Annotated in this window: 19 protein-coding genes; 1 reads left to right on the top strand and 18 read right to left on the bottom strand. The window is 28.0% G+C overall.

Going from position 1 to position 17646, the window contains the following annotated elements:
* Positions 1–19: 19 nt before the first annotated feature.
* The 8 genes from ABVS04_RS11970 to ABVS04_RS11935 all read right to left on the bottom strand — a co-directional run bounded on the left by ABVS04_RS11970 (position 20) and on the right by ABVS04_RS11935 (position 7875).
* On the bottom strand, positions 20–715 hold the full coding sequence (locus ABVS04_RS11970) for an ABC transporter ATP-binding protein (protein WP_368030965.1): 696 nt from the start codon (positions 713–715) through the stop codon (positions 20–22).
* On the bottom strand, positions 708–1475 hold the full coding sequence (locus ABVS04_RS11965; RefSeq protein WP_368030964.1) for an ABC transporter ATP-binding protein: 768 nt from the start codon (positions 1473–1475) through the stop codon (positions 708–710). The genes ABVS04_RS11970 and ABVS04_RS11965 overlap by 8 nt, the downstream gene beginning before the upstream one ends.
* Positions 1472–2497: a branched-chain amino acid ABC transporter permease gene (locus ABVS04_RS11960; protein ID WP_368031011.1), complete on the bottom strand. Its 1026-nt coding sequence runs from the start codon at positions 2495–2497 to the stop codon at positions 1472–1474. Before ABVS04_RS11960 ends, ABVS04_RS11965 begins: the two co-directional genes overlap by 4 nt.
* 17 nt (positions 2498–2514) lie before the next feature.
* Entirely contained in the window at positions 2515–3411 is an 897-nt protein-coding gene (locus ABVS04_RS11955; RefSeq protein ID WP_368030963.1) for a branched-chain amino acid ABC transporter permease, read from the bottom strand.
* Positions 3412–3535: 124 nt separating this feature from the next.
* The gene (locus ABVS04_RS11950; protein WP_368030961.1) at positions 3536–4651 is read right to left on the bottom strand and encodes an ABC transporter substrate-binding protein; all 1116 of its coding nucleotides are present in this window, start codon (positions 4649–4651) and stop codon (positions 3536–3538) included.
* 118 nt (positions 4652–4769) lie between these two features.
* The gene (gene alr, locus ABVS04_RS11945) at positions 4770–5960 is read right to left on the bottom strand and encodes an alanine racemase (RefSeq protein ID WP_368030960.1); all 1191 of its coding nucleotides are present in this window, start codon (positions 5958–5960) and stop codon (positions 4770–4772) included.
* Positions 5961–6218: 258 nt separating this feature from the next.
* Positions 6219–7457, bottom strand: a complete 1239-nt coding sequence (locus ABVS04_RS11940) for an NAD(P)/FAD-dependent oxidoreductase (protein ID WP_368030959.1) — start codon at positions 7455–7457, stop codon at positions 6219–6221.
* A gap of 43 nt (positions 7458–7500) precedes the next feature.
* Positions 7501–7875 (bottom strand): RidA family protein, encoded by a 375-nt coding sequence (locus ABVS04_RS11935; RefSeq protein WP_368030958.1) that lies wholly within the window; start codon positions 7873–7875, stop codon positions 7501–7503.
* Positions 7876–8180: 305 nt separating this feature from the next.
* On the opposite strand from ABVS04_RS11935, the gene ABVS04_RS11930 reads away from it, so the two are divergent.
* Entirely contained in the window at positions 8181–8828 is a 648-nt protein-coding gene (locus ABVS04_RS11930; protein ID WP_368030957.1) for a transcriptional regulator, read from the top strand.
* 28 nt (positions 8829–8856) lie between these two features.
* On the opposite strand, the gene hypA is transcribed toward ABVS04_RS11930, so the two are convergent.
* From hypA to hypB, 10 genes are all read right to left on the bottom strand, one after another.
* Entirely contained in the window at positions 8857–9198 is a 342-nt protein-coding gene (gene hypA, locus ABVS04_RS11925) for a hydrogenase/urease nickel incorporation protein HypA (RefSeq protein ID WP_368030956.1), read from the bottom strand.
* 42 nt (positions 9199–9240) lie between these two features.
* Positions 9241–10239 (bottom strand): hydrogenase expression/formation protein HypE, encoded by a 999-nt coding sequence (gene hypE, locus ABVS04_RS11920; RefSeq protein ID WP_368030955.1) that lies wholly within the window; start codon positions 10237–10239, stop codon positions 9241–9243.
* On the bottom strand, positions 10240–10596 hold the full coding sequence (locus tag ABVS04_RS11915; RefSeq protein ID WP_368030954.1) for a nucleotide pyrophosphohydrolase: 357 nt from the start codon (positions 10594–10596) through the stop codon (positions 10240–10242).
* A 12-nt stretch (positions 10597–10608) separates the two neighbouring features.
* Positions 10609–11598 (bottom strand): YhcG family protein, encoded by a 990-nt coding sequence (locus ABVS04_RS11910; protein ID WP_368030953.1) that lies wholly within the window; start codon positions 11596–11598, stop codon positions 10609–10611.
* Entirely contained in the window at positions 11579–13066 is a 1488-nt protein-coding gene (locus ABVS04_RS11905) for an McrB family protein (RefSeq protein ID WP_368030952.1), read from the bottom strand. Before ABVS04_RS11905 ends, ABVS04_RS11910 begins: the two co-directional genes overlap by 20 nt.
* The gene (locus ABVS04_RS11900) at positions 13063–14211 is read right to left on the bottom strand and encodes an McrC family protein (protein WP_368030951.1); all 1149 of its coding nucleotides are present in this window, start codon (positions 14209–14211) and stop codon (positions 13063–13065) included. The genes ABVS04_RS11905 and ABVS04_RS11900 overlap by 4 nt, the downstream gene beginning before the upstream one ends.
* 31 nt (positions 14212–14242) lie before the next feature.
* Positions 14243–15106, bottom strand: coding sequence for an NAD(P)-dependent oxidoreductase (locus ABVS04_RS11895; RefSeq protein WP_368030950.1), 864 nt, complete (start codon positions 15104–15106; stop codon positions 14243–14245).
* Positions 15107–15251: 145 nt separating this feature from the next.
* A complete protein-coding gene (gene hypD / locus ABVS04_RS11890; RefSeq protein ID WP_368030949.1) occupies positions 15252–16376 on the bottom strand; it encodes a hydrogenase formation protein HypD in 1125 nt (374 codons plus the stop codon).
* 13 nt (positions 16377–16389) lie between these two features.
* On the bottom strand, positions 16390–16671 hold the full coding sequence (locus ABVS04_RS11885) for a HypC/HybG/HupF family hydrogenase formation chaperone (protein ID WP_368030948.1): 282 nt from the start codon (positions 16669–16671) through the stop codon (positions 16390–16392).
* A 60-nt stretch (positions 16672–16731) separates the two neighbouring features.
* Entirely contained in the window at positions 16732–17550 is an 819-nt protein-coding gene (gene hypB, locus ABVS04_RS11880) for a hydrogenase nickel incorporation protein HypB (protein ID WP_368030947.1), read from the bottom strand.
* Positions 17551–17646 lie beyond the last annotated feature (96 nt).

Below are 17646 nucleotides of genomic sequence, written 5' to 3'. Positions count from 1 at the left end.
ATTTTTTCGTATCATAATTCTATGCACCTAAATATTTAGCTCTAATCTCATCTGAGTGAACTAAATCACTTCCTTTTCCTTCAAGAGCTACTTCACCATTTTCTAGCACATATGCCCAATCTGATATTTCTAAGGCTGCAAAAGCATTTTGCTCTACTAATAAAATAGTAATACCTTCTGCTTTTAACCTTAAAATTGTTTCAAAAAGCTCACCAATAATTTTAGGAGCTAGTCCAAGTGATGGCTCATCTAACATCAATAATTTTGGAGAGCTCATCAAAGCTCTTGCAATTGCCAACATTTGTTGCTCCCCTCCACTCATTGTTCCTGCTAATTGATGTCTTTTTTGTACAAGCCTTGGAAAAAGCTTTAACATATCTTCTTGTAATTGTTCATATTTAGCATCATTATTAAATGCACCCATTCGCAAGTTTTCTTCAATTGTAAGATTTTGAAAACATCTTCTACCTTCAGGAACTAAAGCAATATGATTTTGAATAATTTTATGTGTTTTTAGATTTGAAATATCTTTATCCATAAATGTAATTTGACCTGTTTTCTTAACATCATTCACAATCGACTGTAAAGTTGAAGTTTTACCAGCACCATTTGATCCAATCAAAGATACAATTTGTCCTTCTTTAACTTCAAAATTAATTCCTCTTACAGCCTTAATAAGTCCATAATATACTTCTAAATTTTTTACTTTAAGCATGTTTAAAATCTCCAAGATAGGCTTTTATAACCTCTTCATCTTTAATTGCATCTTTTATATCACCTTCAAAGATTGTTTTTCCATAATCTAAAACCATAACTCTATCACATAATTTATTTACAAATTTCATATCATGTTCAATTAATAAAATAGTGATATCAAACTCATCTCTTATTTTAAAAAATAATTCAGCTAAGTCATTTGTCTCATTTGGATTCATACCAGCTGCTGGTTCGTCTAATAATAAAAGTTGTGGATTAGCTGCAAGTGCACGTGCAATTTCTACTTTTCTTTGCTGACCATAAGAAAGAGAAGTTGCTTGTTCATTTGCATATTTATCAATTCCTAATACTTCCATAATTTCAAAAGCTCTTTTTTTTACTCTTTTTTCTTCTTTAAAAAATCTTGGTAATCTAAATATAGCTTCAAAATATGTATAAGAAGCTTGATAATCAAAACCTATTAAAATATTTTCTAAAACTGTCATTGATTTGAATAATCTAATATTTTGGAATGTTCTTGCTATTCCTCTATGAACTATCTTATGAGGTTTAATACCATCTATTTTTTGACCATGAAATTTAATTGAACCCTCTGTTGGTTCATAATTTCCAGTAATAATATTAAACATTGTTGTCTTACCAGCACCATTAGGGCCAATTAAACCATAAATTTCTTTTGCTTTTACACTAAATGAGGTGTCTTTTATTGCAGTTACACCACCAAACTGTTTTGTTACATTGCAAACTTCTAAAATCATTTGTTTGCCTTTTTCTTTTTAAATAAATCTTTTAACTCTTTTTTACCCATAAGACCTTCCCTTGCGAAAAGCATAACTATGATTAAAATTAAAGAGAAAACAACCATTCTCATACCTGGCATTGCATCTGTTTGAATACCCATAAAATCCATAGGTTCATCAAGGAATCTCATCCACTCTAAGCCTGCCATTACAAATATAGTTCCTAAAATAGCTCCCGTTGTGCTTCCTAGACCACCTAAAACGATGATAATTAATAATTGGAATGTTAAGAAGAATGTAAATAAATCTGGACTTATAGATGTTAAAAGTGCTGCTAATAAACCACCTCCAACACCTTCAAAAAATGCTGATGTTGTAAATGCTAAAGTTTTAATTTTGAATGTGTTAATACCCATAGCAGTTGCTGCATCTTCATCATCACGAACAGCTTTCATAGCACGTCCAAATTTTGAATATATGATATTCAATATTGCTAATACTGTACAAATAGCAATTCCACCCGTCCAGTAAAGATTTGAAAATTCAGGAATATCATTTATACCCAATGAACCATTTGTAATTGAAGGTGAATTAATAGCTAGAATTCTAATGATAAATCCAAAACCAAGAGTAACGATAGCTAAATAATCTCCTCTTACTCTAAATACAGGGAAAGACAAAGATAAGGCCAATAAGGCTGAAATAGTTCCAGATAATATCAATGCCCAGAAAAAGTTTGTCTGTAAAGCTAAAACCCAAGGAGATGCATCTTCTATATAATATTGATACTCCATAGCTTCAGCATCAACTAATAAGATAGCTGTAACATAAGCTCCAATCGCCACAAATCCATTTGGTTCAAGGGAAAACTGACCAGTTACACCATTTATTAAGTTGTATGAAACTGCCAAAATTATAAAAATAGCAACATTATTGATAATTCTTACTGTATACTCATCAAAGAAGTTTTGAGCAAACCACGTAAACCAAATAGCTGTTATTATAATTGCAAGATTTATTAATCTATCTCTTGTAAAAATTGTATCTTGTACCATGATTAAAACCTACTCTTTTCTAAATCTTCACCCATAATTCCAGTTGGTTTAAATAACAACACTAAAATTAAGAAAATAAAGGCAAAGGCATCTTTATACCCCCCAAGTTCAGGGAAAAAAGCAATTACAACAACTTCTGTAAATCCAATTATAAATCCACCAACAACAGCACCTGTTACAGAACCAATACCACCAACAACTGCTGCTGCAAAGGCTTTAAGTCCAACTAAAACACCCATCATAGGCTCAACAGAAGGATAATTAATAGCCCAAAAAATCCCCCCAACAGCAGCTAAACCTGAACCTAAACCAAATACTAAAGCAATAATAGTATTTGCATCAATTCCCATTAAATTAACTGTTTTAATATCAAATGATAATGCTCTGATTGCCATACCATATTTTGTTTTATATAAAACATATAAAATTCCCAAAAGAAGAATCAAAGTAACAATTGGAACCATAATTGAAGAAAATGAAAAAGTTACACCTGCAACATTAAAAATATTTTCCATATACTCAGGAACAGGGAAAGCTCTAGGAACTCCACCTAAAAAAACTGTAAAAGCATTTTCTAGAAAAAATGAAATACCAATAGCCGTAATAAGTAAAGAAATTTTTGGAGCTTCTCTTAAAGGTTTATAAGCAATTTTATCCATAAGCATACCAAGACTAGCCGAAATAGTAACAGCTAATAAAACAGTAAGTGGGAATGGTAAATCAAAAACAGCCATAAAAGTATAAGCTAAAAAAGCACCTACCATCATAATATCACCATGTGCAAAGTTAATCAACCTTAACACACCATACACCATAGTATAACCAATTGCAATAAGGGCATACATACTACCCAAACTAAAACCGTTTACCATCTGTTGCATAAACGTTAATATATCCATTAAATCTCCTGATTTTTATATATATTTATTGCAATATTAAAAATAACTTTTATTAGTTTTAATATTGCAAAAAAGCCTAACAAAGATTTGTTAGGCTTTTTAAAGTTCTTATTTTAAATAAAAATTATGGGTTAACTGTTGCTTTAAATACAGCTTTTCCATCTTTGATTTCTTTAATAACAGCAGATCTAGTTGCATTACCTTCAGAATTAATTGAAATTTTACCTGAAACACCATCAAAAGCTGTTGTTTTTTTAATCTCTTTATTAATACAAGCAGAGTTTGTTGGATCTTCACATCTATTCATTGCATCTATTAATACATTATATGTATCAGCACCTAAAGCTGTAAATGAATTCATCTCTTTATTTCCAGTTTCTTTTTCATGGAAAGCAACGAAATCAGCTGAAGTTTGAGAAGGTGGGTTTGTATAGTCAAAGAAATCTGTAAACATATATCCATTTACTGAATCTCCACCTAAATCAATAAATGTTTGATTAGCTACACCATCTCCACTAAACATTGGTTTTTCTAAACCTAATTGTTTAGATTGTCTTGCAATCATAGAAGCTTCTGGGTGGTATAAAGGTAAGAACATAAAATCAGGATTTGTTTCTTTGATTTGCGAAACTACAGCTTTAAAATCTTTATCACCTGAAGTAACTTTGATTTTTTTAACTATTTTACCACCATTTTTTTCAAATGCAGATTCAAAAGCTTTAGCTAATCCTAAAGAATATACTTGAGCTTGATCTACAACAACAACAGCTGTTTTATATCCTTGAGCTTTTGCAAAATTTGCAACAACTTCACCTTGGAAAGAATCTGTAAAACAAACTCTATTAGCAAATTCTCTTTTTGCAGTTAATTGATCATTTGTAGCAACAGATGCAATAACCGGAATTCCTTTTTTATCAGCAATAGCAATTGTTTGAGCTGTATTAGTAGAAGTTAAAGCTCCTAGAATAGCTACTACATTATCAGAAGAGATAAGTCTTGTTGTAGCAGTTGCTGTTTCAACTTTATCACCTTTATTATCTAATAAAACAAGTTTAATAGTATCACCATTTTTTAATGTAGGTTGTTGCTTATGAGCTAACTCAACACCTAAGTTTGTAACTTGTCCATAAGCTGCAAGTGGTCCAGACATTGGCATAACAGCACCGATACTAATCTCTTTTGCTGAAACTACACTACAAGTTAATGCAGATGCTAAAGCTATACTTAAAAATTTATTCATTTATTCTCCTTAATTAATTCTTTTTTATTCTATCATAAGAATATAAAAAAATTATGAAAAAAAAACAATAAATTATACAAAAATTATACATTTTATGTAGATAATCAATTATATTATTCTAATTTTTAATATTTTTAAAAGAAATAGAATCTAATACATAATCCTTTAAATTAATTTTCTCACCATTTTTAATATAAACTCTTGGGACTCGTTTATCAACCATACACGTTATTTCATAGTTAATTGTATTTAATAAATCAGCTACACTATCTATTGAAATTCCATTTATATCATTTCCACCAAATAAAATCACTTCATCACCAATATTAACATCAAGTCCACTTACATCAATAACACATTGATCCATACAAATATTTCCAATAACAGGAACAAAAGAGCCTTGAACCATAACTTTTGCTTTTCCTGATAACATTCTTGTATAGCCATCTGCATAACCTATTGGTAAAGTGGCAACAAAAGACTCTTTATCACATTTATATTTTAAACCATAACTAACACCCGTTCCTGCATCAAGAGTCTTTACAAAAGATACTTGAGCTTTTAAGCACATAACTTCTTTTAATTTAACAACATCATGATTTACTTCTTTTGATGGATATAAACCATATAACATAATACCTGCTCGAACCATATCAAAATTATATTCAGGAAGATCAATAATTCCTGCACTATTTGATACATGTTTTAAAGGTATTTTTAATCCTCTTTTTTCTAAATTATCCACAATATACTTGTATTTTTTAACTTGTTCTCTTGTATATTCCTTATTTATTTCATCAGCAGCTGCAAAATGCGTAAAAATACCTTCTATAATTAAATTATCAAGTTTAGAAATTTCTAATATTGTATCAATTGTTTTATCTTCAAAAACCATACCTAATCGATTCATCCCAGTATCTAGTTTTATATGAACAACAATTTCTTTATTTAATGAAAGAGCAATTTTTGAAAACTCTTTAGCTTGTTCTAATGTATAAATTGTTTGTATAATATTGTATTCAATAACTTCTTGTGCAAGATGTTCAGGAGTATAACCCAATACCATAGTTTCAATATTTGGGAAATAAGTTTTTACTTGTATAGCTTCTGATAATGTTGCAACTGCAAATCTATCAGCGCCATTTTCAAGTAATGTCTCAGCAATACTAACAGCACCATGACCATAACCATCTGCTTTAATTACAGCTGTAATTTTTGAATCTTTATTTGTAATTCTTCTTACTTCTTTCATATTATGAGCTAAATTATCTAAATTTATTTCTGCCCAAACTGGTCTTGATAATTTCACTTATTTTCTCCTACTATTTATAATGATTAATATTCTTATAAAAGTAATAAACAGAACACTAAAACTATTTATTACTTTTATAAAATCAGTTATTGATTAAATTACACTTAAAACAAGTCCAGCTTTTAATTTGGAAATAATTTTTTTTGACATCTATTCTAGTTGCACTAGCAAAAGCATGATTAAAAATTAATCTAAAAGCAAATGCTAGTTTATCAAAGATTGTAATTATAATAAAAAATACTTTTCTTTTATATATTAACCTTGAAAAAATGATGAGAATAATAAAATATCTGCGTTTGTCTCATTCTTTTTATCTATTGTAATCACATCATTTATGATTTTTCCAATAGAAGGAGCAAATGTAATTCCAAGCCAACCCAAACCTGTAGCGTGAACTAAGTTTTTATAGTTTTCATCAAACCCTAAGATTGGAATATCATTTGGAGTAAGTGGTCTAAATCCTGACCATTCAACTACATTTTCTCTTTTAAATTCATTTGTATACAAAGATAAATTTTTATTTATACTATCAATTTGTTTTTTCACAATTGATGGATCTGTTGTCCCTAATTCAAGTTTTGAAGTCATTCTTACTGTATTTCTTCTAGGAGTCATAGCTATAAATAAATCTGCAAATAAAGAAGTTGTTTTAGGTTTTAAAGCATCATCCATTTCAAAAGTTAAACTATAACCTTTTGCAGGTGTCATCATAAATTTGTTTTTTGCTTGACGTGCAAGTTTATCATCAGCACCAGTTGAAAGAATAAATGTTTCTGCTTCGTATGTACCTTTTGAAGTTCTAATCTTACTTACTTTTGAACCTTCAAATTCTAATCTTTCAACTTCTTCATTTAAAAGAAATTCAACACCTTTTTCTTCTAAATATTTTTTAACTGCAAGCATCATTTCACCTGAGTCAATATGTCCATTTTCTTTTAAAAGAATTGAACCAATTACTTTGTCATTTAAAATTGGCATATACTCTTTTGTTTTTTCTTTTGAAAGAATTTCATAGGCATTTGGATCATCACAATGAGCAGCTTTTGCATCAAAAGTTTTTTGCTCAGTATAAATCATTAATAAACCATCTTTTCTAAAGTGAAAATCAATCCCTTCATCTTCAACCATAGATTGATACATATCTAAACTAATTTGACCATATCTTTCAAATAAAGCTAAGGTTCTTTTTAATCTGGCTTCTGTTGAATTTGCTGCAAATTTTAAAAGCCATTTATATAAATGTAAGTCCAATGTAGGATGTACACTTGCAGGTGATTCACCTTTTAACATTAATTTAATAGTATCAGGAATCGCTCCTGGTGCACTTAAAGGAGCTTTTTTAAATGCAGATAATAATCCTGCATTTCCAAAAGATGTTCCATTTGTAATATCATTTTTATCAATTACAGTAACACTTCTACCACTTTTTTGTAAACAATATGCACTCATAAGCCCAATACACCCACCACCTACGATTACTACATCTTTTTTCATCTTTTTTCTCCGTTAATGTTAATATTTATAATAAATTTATTTTTTATCTTTTTGCTATCGCTTCAATTTCAATCAAAGCATCTTTTGGTAATCTTGCTACTTCATATGTTGCACGTGCTGGATATGGTGCTGTAAAAAATTGTCCATAAATTTCATTTACAATAGCAAAATCTTCAATATTTTTTAATAGTATAGTAGTTTTTGAAATATCTTTCATTTCTAAACCTGCTTCTTCTAAAATATATTTAATATTTTGTAAAGATTGTTTAGCTTGAGAAGCTATATCATCACCAGCAAAGGCACCTGTTGTTTCATCAATAGGTAATTGTCCAGATACAAATATGAATCCATCTTTATCTACAGCTTGAGAATATGGTCCAATTGCACTTGGTGCTTTTGTTGAGTTTATCGCTTTCATTTAAAATCCTTAATGATAATATTTTTTTACTAAAAGAAGTTTATAATAAAATTTTATTAAAGTAAATAGTTTTTATTATATATTCTATACAATTTGATAATTTTTTCTTGCATATTTTGAAACTAATGTATAATTTATAAACAAAAAATACTAATTTATAGTCTTTTTTAATTTTCTAATAATAAAAAATTATCATAGAAACAATTTGATTTTTCATTATTTTGATAACTTTTTATTATCATATTGACTTTTTTTATTTTATGACTTATAATACTAGCCATAAATATAAATAAAAAAGGTCTTTTTTGAACCCTTACATCAAAAAATTTATTTCCATTGCTGATTTTTTAGGTGAAGTATTAGGAACTAATACTGAAATAATAATACATGACTTAATTAATTATGATCATTCAATAGTACATATTATTAATGGGCATATAAGTAATAGAAAAATTGGCGATGCAATAACTGATGTTGTATTAAAATTTATGATAACAGAAGCTAAAGATAATAAGCAGTTTATATGTAACTATAGTTCTAAAACAATTGGTGATAAGTTATTATATTCATCATCTTATTTTATTAGAGATGAAAAAGATAACCTAGTTGGTGCATTATGTTTGAATTCAGATTATCATGATGTAAAAAAATCATTATCATTCTTAACTTCTCTTCTTCCAAATTATGTGGAAGATAAAGTTATAGCATTGAGTAATATAAAAGAAACTCTAAATTCAAGTTCCCAAGAAGGAACTGTAAATAAAATAGATGAAATTTTAAATCAATTTGATGTTGAACCAAATAGAATGACAATAGAAGAAAAAACAGAGATAATAAGCACATTAAATGATTGTGGTATTTTTAATATTAGAGGATCAGTACAAGAAGTAGCAAATAAATTACAAATGTCTGAGCCTTCTGTTTATAGATATATCAAGAAAATAAAAAGATAAAACATTATCTAAATTATCTTGGTAAAATTTACTCCATCTCTAAACTCATTAAAAACATCTCTTCGCCATCTATAACTTTTATATTTACGCTTTGACATGAAGGACATGAAAATTCATTTTTTTCTAGAGTTGAACTTGTATTGCAATCAAAACACTCAATGACTATTTTTTGATGATTTATTAAAAAAACAGCATCATGACAAACAGTTTGTTCTTTAAAAGTATCAAAGGCTGTTTGAAGTAAATCAGGCTCAACTCCACTTAAAACTCCAATTTTTACCACAACTTTTGTAACTTTACTAGATTCATTTGTTCTGGCGTGTTCTTCACAGCTTTCTAGGAGTGATTGAACTATTGAGTATTCATGCATAAAATACTTCTTTGAAAATATTAAATTTTATGAAGTAAGCCATTAACAAATCCTTGGAAGAAGTTCACCTGTTGGAGTATCTAAAAATCTTTTTGTACCCCATGAACTATTTAGTATTACTTTTTTATTATATTGTTGAGTTACTTTTCCAATAATACAAGCATTTGAAGCTTCAGTGAATCCATGTAAAACTTCAATAGCTTTTACTACATCATCTTTAGGAATAGCCAATACAAAAGTCCCCTCATTTGCAAGATTTGTAGCTTCAAAACCTAACATCTCGCAAATTCCCCTTACCTCATCACACACAGGAATTTTTTCTTCATCTACTTCTATACAAATATCAGATTGTTTTGCCCACTCATTTAAAACAGCACTAACTCCACCTCTTGTGGCATCTCTTAGAGCAGTTATTTTAATACCTGCATCAATCAAGGCTTTTACTTGTGGATATAAAGAAATACAATCACTTTTAAGATTTGAGTTTATATCCATACCTTCACGTGCAGCAAAAATAGTAGCACCATGAGCTCCTATATCTCTATTTACTAAAATTAAATCATTTTCACTAATATTATTTGAGCTAATACTTTTGTATAAAATCTCTCCAATACCAGTTGTATTTATAAAAATCTTATCAACAGCACCTCTTGGTACTACCTTTGTATCTCCACTTACAACAATAGCTTCATTTATTTCAAGCTCTTTTTTCATAGAAGCCACTATTCTTTTTAGTTGCTCTACTTCAAAGCCCTCTTCAATAATCACTGAACAAGTAAGATACTTAGGCTTTGCGCCCATCATGGCTAAGTCATTACAAGTTCCACAAATAGCAAGCTTTCCAATATTTGCTCCATTAAAGAAAAGTGGTGAAACTGTAAAACTATCTGTACTAAAAGCTAACTCTCCATTTTGAATAACTGCAGCATCTTCACTTTTTTCTAAAATCTCATTTTTAAAAGCTTCATAGAAAACTTCTTTGATAAGTTCATTGTTTTCCGCTCCACCATTTCCATGTGCTAGTGTTATTGTTTTGGTCATTTACTTATCTTCCCTACTCTTTGAGTATTTCTTTTTCCCACCAAAAGATGTTTCAACTGGATATTTTGCTTCATTTTTTGTCATCTTATTCATAATGGCATCTTCAAGGTTAATGTCAAGTTTCATACAAAGTCTAAGAAGATAAATAGCCACGTCTGCCACTTCTTCTTTTGTATGCTCTAATACATCATCAGGTAAGTTTTGTGATTCTTCATAATTTAGCCATTGGAAGATTTCATTTAGTTCCCCTACTTCACCTGTTAATGCCATAACTAGATTTTTTGGATTATGAAAACTTTCCCAGTTTCTATCATCTGAGAATTTTTGTATTCGTTGTTCTATTTTTTCTATGTTCATTGATTGTATATCCTACTCTTCTTCTAATAATTTTTTGAACTCTTCTTTGTTTGGTAAAATAGTTAAATATTTACTTGCATATATTTGATTGTTATCTTTTGGAAGAGTTAATTCAACTAATGCTTTACTTTTATCTTTACAAAGTATTATTCCTATTGTTTGATTTTCATCTTCAGTTTTTTCAAACCTATCAAAATAGTTTACATACATTAACATTTGTCCAATATCTTGATGTTTTAATTCACCTATTTTTAAATCAATTACAACAAAAGATTTTAATAACCTATTATAAAAAACTAAATCAACTTTAAAGTGTTTTTCATCTATTGTAATTCTTTTTTGTCTAGCTACAAAAGTAAAACCTTTTCCAAGTTCTAATAAAAAATGTTCTAATTTATCAATAAGTTTTTGTTCAAGTTCACTTTCACTATAAGAGTTAAGTTCAGGAAGTCCAACAAACTCTAAAATATATGGGTCTTTTATCAAATCTTGTGCTGTTTGAATAACTTGACCATTCAAAGATAATTCTTTTACTTTTTGTTTATCACTACTTAAACTAATCCTTTCAAAAAGTCCACTATCAAACTGCCTTTTAAGTTCTCTTAAACTCCAATGATTTTCAATAGATTCTATTTCATAAAAATTTCTTTCATTAATGTTTTCAATTCTTGTTAAAAATATATAGTGTGACCAGCTTAACTCAAATTTCCGAGACACTGTCTCCGATTTTTGAAATGCTAAATAAAATCGTCTCATATTTTCTAAATTATCAACAGAAAAACCTTTACCAAATTCATTAGTAAGTTGTACTGACAAAAGTTTTAATAAAGACTTTCCATATTCGGCTCTAGTCTCTCCACCTTGTTCTTCTTCTACTATTCTTTTACCTATTTGAAAATAGGTTTGTGTCATAGTTGTATTTATAGTTTGGTAAACTTTGTTTTTTGCACTATAAAGTAACTCTTTGATTTCTTGATAAAAGTTATTGTTTATTAGGTTCATTTTCTAATCCTAAAATTGTTATTGCTTTTTCATAGTTTTCTTCATCACAATAAAAATACTCTTCTAATAATGGTTTGATTTTATACTCTTTTACAAACTTTAAATCATTTTTATCTTTTATCTTCATAAAGTAACTATGCCCAAGTTTATAATCTTCATTTATTATTTTTGAAATATGCTCATTTAAATCTTCCATTAGTTTTTTTGCTTCTTCATTTTTTACTAAATCTAAATTTGGCTTCATCTTTAAAAATGTAAATCTTCTTCTTAAAGCTATATCAATAGTTGCGATAGATTTATCAGTTGAGTTCATAGTAGCTATGATATATAAGTTTGATGGTATTTTAAATTTTTCTTTTGAATATGGAAGCGTTACTTCATAGGCATCTCTTTTATCTTCTTCTATAAGGGTGATAAGTTCTCCAAAGATTTTAGAGATATTTCCTCTGTTTATTTCGTCTATCACTATATAGAAGTTTTTTTGTTCTATTTTTTGTATTTCATTATCATTAATTTTTATGTTTTTAGTATCTGAAATAATTTCATTAAAAACTTTAAAATAATATGTTGCATGTTGATTTGCTAAAGAGTTTATAGTTTCAAGTTTCTTTACATCTTGTCGTGTAGATACTTTATTTTTTTCAAATTCAAATAAATCTTCAAACTTCATTCTCAAATCATATTTATAAATTGGATTTGCCCTTCTAATGTTGTATCTAAAAGCATCATTATCAATACTACTGATATATGCTGCTTCAGTTATTGCATAGTATCCATTTTGCTCTACTTCATTTTCAAGTTTCTCAATAAAATTATCTAACTTTTGCTGAAATATAATTTCTTTTTTTAATTCAAGAGTTTCTTTTTTTGATTCTTCAAAATTTTCTTTTGCTTTATCCGATATTCTTTTAAAAATCCCACCTTTTTTATCAAGTTCTATATTTCCATCTTCATTTGGACGAAATCCCTCTATAAAATCTTCATAGGAATAACTTTGATGAAAAGTTACAAACTCTATTCTTTTTTCTTTTTTTATATCTTCAAAAACCGAATTGTCAAAATCATTTGTAGTTTCATTTCTAGAAATAGTATCAAAAATAGTTTTCTCATCATTACCGTTTTCTATCATAGTAATTAATCTTTTATAGTTGTGAGTTTTCCCAACACCTGGAGCACCATAAAGCATTATATTTTTTGTTTTTAATTTAGAATTTTCAAAAATTACTTTAGAGCTATTAGTTTTTAATAGTTGTTTATTTTTCAATAAACTAGCTAATTTTTTACCCTTAGCTATTTCTGTTTGATAAGATTCATTTCCAGTTGCTTCTATTGCTATTTTTCTAATATCTTTATTTATTAAATCTTCAGCATATTCAATCCCAAATAAATGTATGGAAGAAACTTTTTCACCATTTTGTGCATTTGCATACATATCTTTTAATATATTTATTAATTCTTGCTCTGTCATAACATTATCTCCCGTCTTTTTCTAATTTCATCAATATACTCTTTAAAATCATTCCCACTAAAATTCAAATCAATACTTCTTATTTTTAACTCTACTTTTTTATCATATTTTCCCAAAATTAAATCATATTTTATTTCATCCAAATGATTAGGATACAAAAGCATCACATTATCAACTGCATAATTTACTCCATAAGCAAAGGATTGAAGTTTATCACTTTGTTTTATATCTTCTATTGCTTTGATTTTTTTATATTTTGTATCTATTATTTGGTTTTGTATTATTATATCTGGCTTTAATATTAAATCTTCATACTTATCACTATTTTGTATTTTTGCATTATTATCTAATTCTTTTACAATTCTAGCTATAAACTTCTCAAACAATATATTCATATCAAATAAAAAAGCGAATGATTTTTTATCTTGACTAAATAGTGGAATTGATTGTTTCAAAAGTAAAATAGCTATTTCAAAGCTGGTTTTAAATCTTTGATTTAATCTATTGAAATGAATCCTATCAAATTTATTTATATCTATTTGTCTATATTCAACCTCATCAAATATTAGTTCACACTGTTTTAAAAGCTTCTTATCTTTTACAAACTTTTGAAGATATTTTATTGCATATAGAAAAAATTGATTTAGACTATTATTTGGACTAAATTCATCATATTCACAATAAATTTTATTTTTTGTGAAGTTATATTTTAGATTTTCATTTATTAGATATTTTCCTTTTAAAACAGGAAGATTATCTTCTTGGGTAATATACTCTTTATATATACCTTTTTTCAATTCATTCAAAAGATTTGATGCAAACATTTGAACAAAAACTTCTAAAATAGAGTGCTTTTGATTTTGGCAAGAGGCTATTTGTTTATTTAATAGATTTATATTATAAGCATACATCAACATATAAATAAATATATTTAGATTTTGTTCATCGTTGTGATTTGCAATTTTTGGCAAGATATAAAAATCTTGATTATCAAAATTTAAAATTCCACAATATTGTCTAGCATTTAAAGTCTTCCAATCAAGTTTGAAATATTTATGAAGAGATAAATTATCTATAATATGTGTTTTTAACTCTTTATATTTTTCTTCTTTTATCTCTTCATATTCATATATTGTGTTTTGCATTATGGATTATACTTGTTCTTTCTTTTATTTTTTACTCATAATATTTACAAATTGCTTGAGTTCCTAAATCGCCATCACCATTTTTTTCTAAAGTTTCATACATCTCTATAACATCTTGTAGTACTTTTAGATTTGCTACTTCTTCATTTGCTATTTTTAAATCTTTTACAATATGTTTTATATAAAAGCCTGGCTCAAAATCTCTTTTATTCATTTTAGGAGCATTATTTGTCATTTGCCAACTTGATGCTGCTCCATTACTAATACTTGCAAGCATTGTAGGTATATCTAATCCAACTTTATTTCCATAAGCAATAGCTTCACTAATACCTGCAATTATTCCAGCAATTGCTACTTGATTTGCCATTTTTGTATGTTGTCCATTTCCTGCTTTACCCTCATAGATAATCGTAGTCTCCATAGCTTCAAAAACTTCTTTACAAGCATTGAAGTTATCTTCATCTCCACCAACCATAATAGATAAGGTGGCATTTTTAGCTCCAAGATCTCCACCTGAAACAGGGGCATCTAAGAATTTTAATCCTTTTTCTTTTGCCTTATTATAAATATCTATTGTTAGCTTTGGACTTGTAGTTGTCATATCTATTAAGTAAGTATTTTCATTTGCACTATTTAAAATACCCTTTTGAGATAAATATACTTCTTCTACATCTTTTGGATATCCAACTATTGTTATAACTACATCTTTATCTTTTGCACAAGATTCTATAGTTTCACAAAATATTGCACCTTCTTCTAATATATCTTTGATTTTTTCTTTATTTCGTGCATATACTTCAACTTCAAATCCTTTTTTCATTAGATTTAAAATCATAAATTTACCCATTACACCTGCGCCTATAAAACCTATTTTTTTACTTATAATTTGACTCATAATATTAAAACCTTTTTCTAAAATTTATAAAAAGTAAAGCAGTATTCTTTCTTTATAAAAGATTCTCAGACATTTATGGTTTAAACTAAAGATTAAACATCATAAATCTCGTAATCTTTCAAAAAAGTAAAGCAGTTTACTTTTTTTATAAAAGATTACCATATTTATAATAAGCACTACATGCACCCTCTGAGCTAACCATACAAGAACCAATTGGATTTGTAGGGGTACATAGTGTTCCAAAGATTTTACAATCATGTGGTTTTGCAACTCCCTTTAGAATATCTGGGCATCTGCAAGCTTTGTTATCTTTTACTTCTTTTGTTGGTAATATTTCTTTATATACTATTTTTGCATTGTATTTATCAAATTCATCTTTTAGTTCATAACCACTATCTTCAACCTCTCCAATACCTCTAAATTTAAAAGGAACTTTTTTGAAGTATTTGTTTATTAAATCCTGAGCTTTTAGATTTCCATCATATGAAACAAGTCTTTTATACTCTATTTCTAAATCACTTCTTTTCTCTACAAACTGTTTTACTATCATATAAAGAGATTGCATCACGTCTACTGGCTCAAAGCCACTTACAACTACTGGTTTATTATAATCCCTTGGGAACTCTTCATATATCTTACTTCCACTAATAACACTTACATGTGATGGTCCTAAAAAAGCATCAATCTTACAATCACTACTTTGAACAAGTACACGCATAACTTCAGGAACTGTAATATGGTTTATATGAAAAAGTATATTTGTAATATCATGTTTTATTACTTGCTCCAATAAAGCACAAGTCATTGGAGTTGTAGTTTCAAATCCTATTGCAAAAAATACTACTGTTTTATTTGGATTTTCATTTGCTATTTTTATACACTCCATTGGTGAATAAACAAATCTTACATCAGCCCCTTTGCTTCTTGCATTTTGTAAACTTCCCTTACTTCCTGGAACTTTTATCATATCTCCTAGAGTTACAAGTATTACATCTTCTTGTAAACTTAACTCATAAGCACTATCGATTCTCTCTTTTGGCATTACACAAACAGGACATCCCGGTCCATGTATAAAGTTTATTTTTTTATTTATTAGTTGTGGAATTCCATATTTCATAATAGTATGAGTGTGCCCACCACAAACTTCCATAATATTTATAATCCCATCATAATCTTTTAAATCATCATCTATTATTTTCTTATATGCTTTTATTACCTTAGCATCTCTAAAACCATCATATAAATCTTTTAGTTGTAATACTTTTTCCATAATATTTTTTAGCCTATCTATTTGGACAATTATCAGATTGCTCAATAGCATCTAATCTATCTTGCTCTTCCATCTTTTCTATTATTTCAGCGTAGACTTTCAGTGACTCTAGGGCATCAACTTCGTCTATTTTATTCATTGCAAATCCAATATGAATTAAAACATAATCTCCAACTACAACATCTTGATCTATTAAATCTAAACTTGCACTTCTTTCAACACCCATTGTATCAACTACACAAGTGTTCAGTTCACTATCTATACTTTTTATTTTTGATGGTATTGATAAACACATACAATTTTTTCCTTTTGATTTATTATTTGTAAAACAATTTTATGAATGATTCTGCAAATATCATCTCATCTTTCTTTTGAAATTAATCCAATCAATTACATTTTGAAGTGATTGTTTATCTTTTATATTTACTTCTAAAATATCTACATTTGGTTTTAGTTTTCTAGCTTCTGCTTTTTCTTTTTCTATATCATATTCAAAATAAGGAAGTAAATCTGTTTTTGTAATAAGTATTAAATCAGCACATCTAAACATCACAGGATATTTAGCAATTTTATCTTCTCCTTCAGGAACTGAAACCAAAACAATATTTAAATGAGTTCCCACATCATAAGATGCTGGACAAACAAGATTTCCTACATTTTCCACAAAACACACATCTACATCATTTAAAGAGATATCATGTAAACCTTTGTGAACCATAAAAGCATCAAGATGACAAGCACTTCCTGTTTGAATTTGAACAGCGTTTATTCCCTTTGCTTTTAATCTATCTGCATCTTTTGAAGTTTCTAAGTCACCCTCAACAACTGCAAATTTAAAATCAACCATATCAGCAATATTTTCTAAAAGTGTAGTTTTACCACTTCCAGGACTACTCATAAGATTTATTCCTAAAACCTTATGTGAATCAAAATGAGTTCTATTATGTGAAGCTTCATGGTCATTTTTATCTAAAATCTTTTTAATTACAGAGATTGTTTTAGCATCGTTTAATTGGGGATTGTGATTTAGTGTTTTATGGGCTGCTTGATGAGTATTACTAAAAGCCAAATTATCATGTGGATGGTCATGATCATGAACAAGTCCATGTTCATGAATGTCGTGATGGTGGTGATGTTCTTGACCTGCTATTGTACAACCGCAATCTTTACACATATTATTATCCTTTTGAGTTAAACTATTTTTCTGAATAATTATTCATTTTAAATAGTTTAACTCAAAAAGTCTAAATATAGTATAATTTTTATTTAC

Origin of the sequence: Arcobacter sp. s6 (assembly GCF_040884245.1) — a bacterium.
Classification (GTDB): Bacteria; Campylobacterota; Campylobacteria; order Campylobacterales; family Arcobacteraceae; genus Aliarcobacter.
The sequence above is the reverse complement of the archived record's forward strand: the minus strand, read 5'-3'. Positions and strand labels throughout refer to the sequence as shown.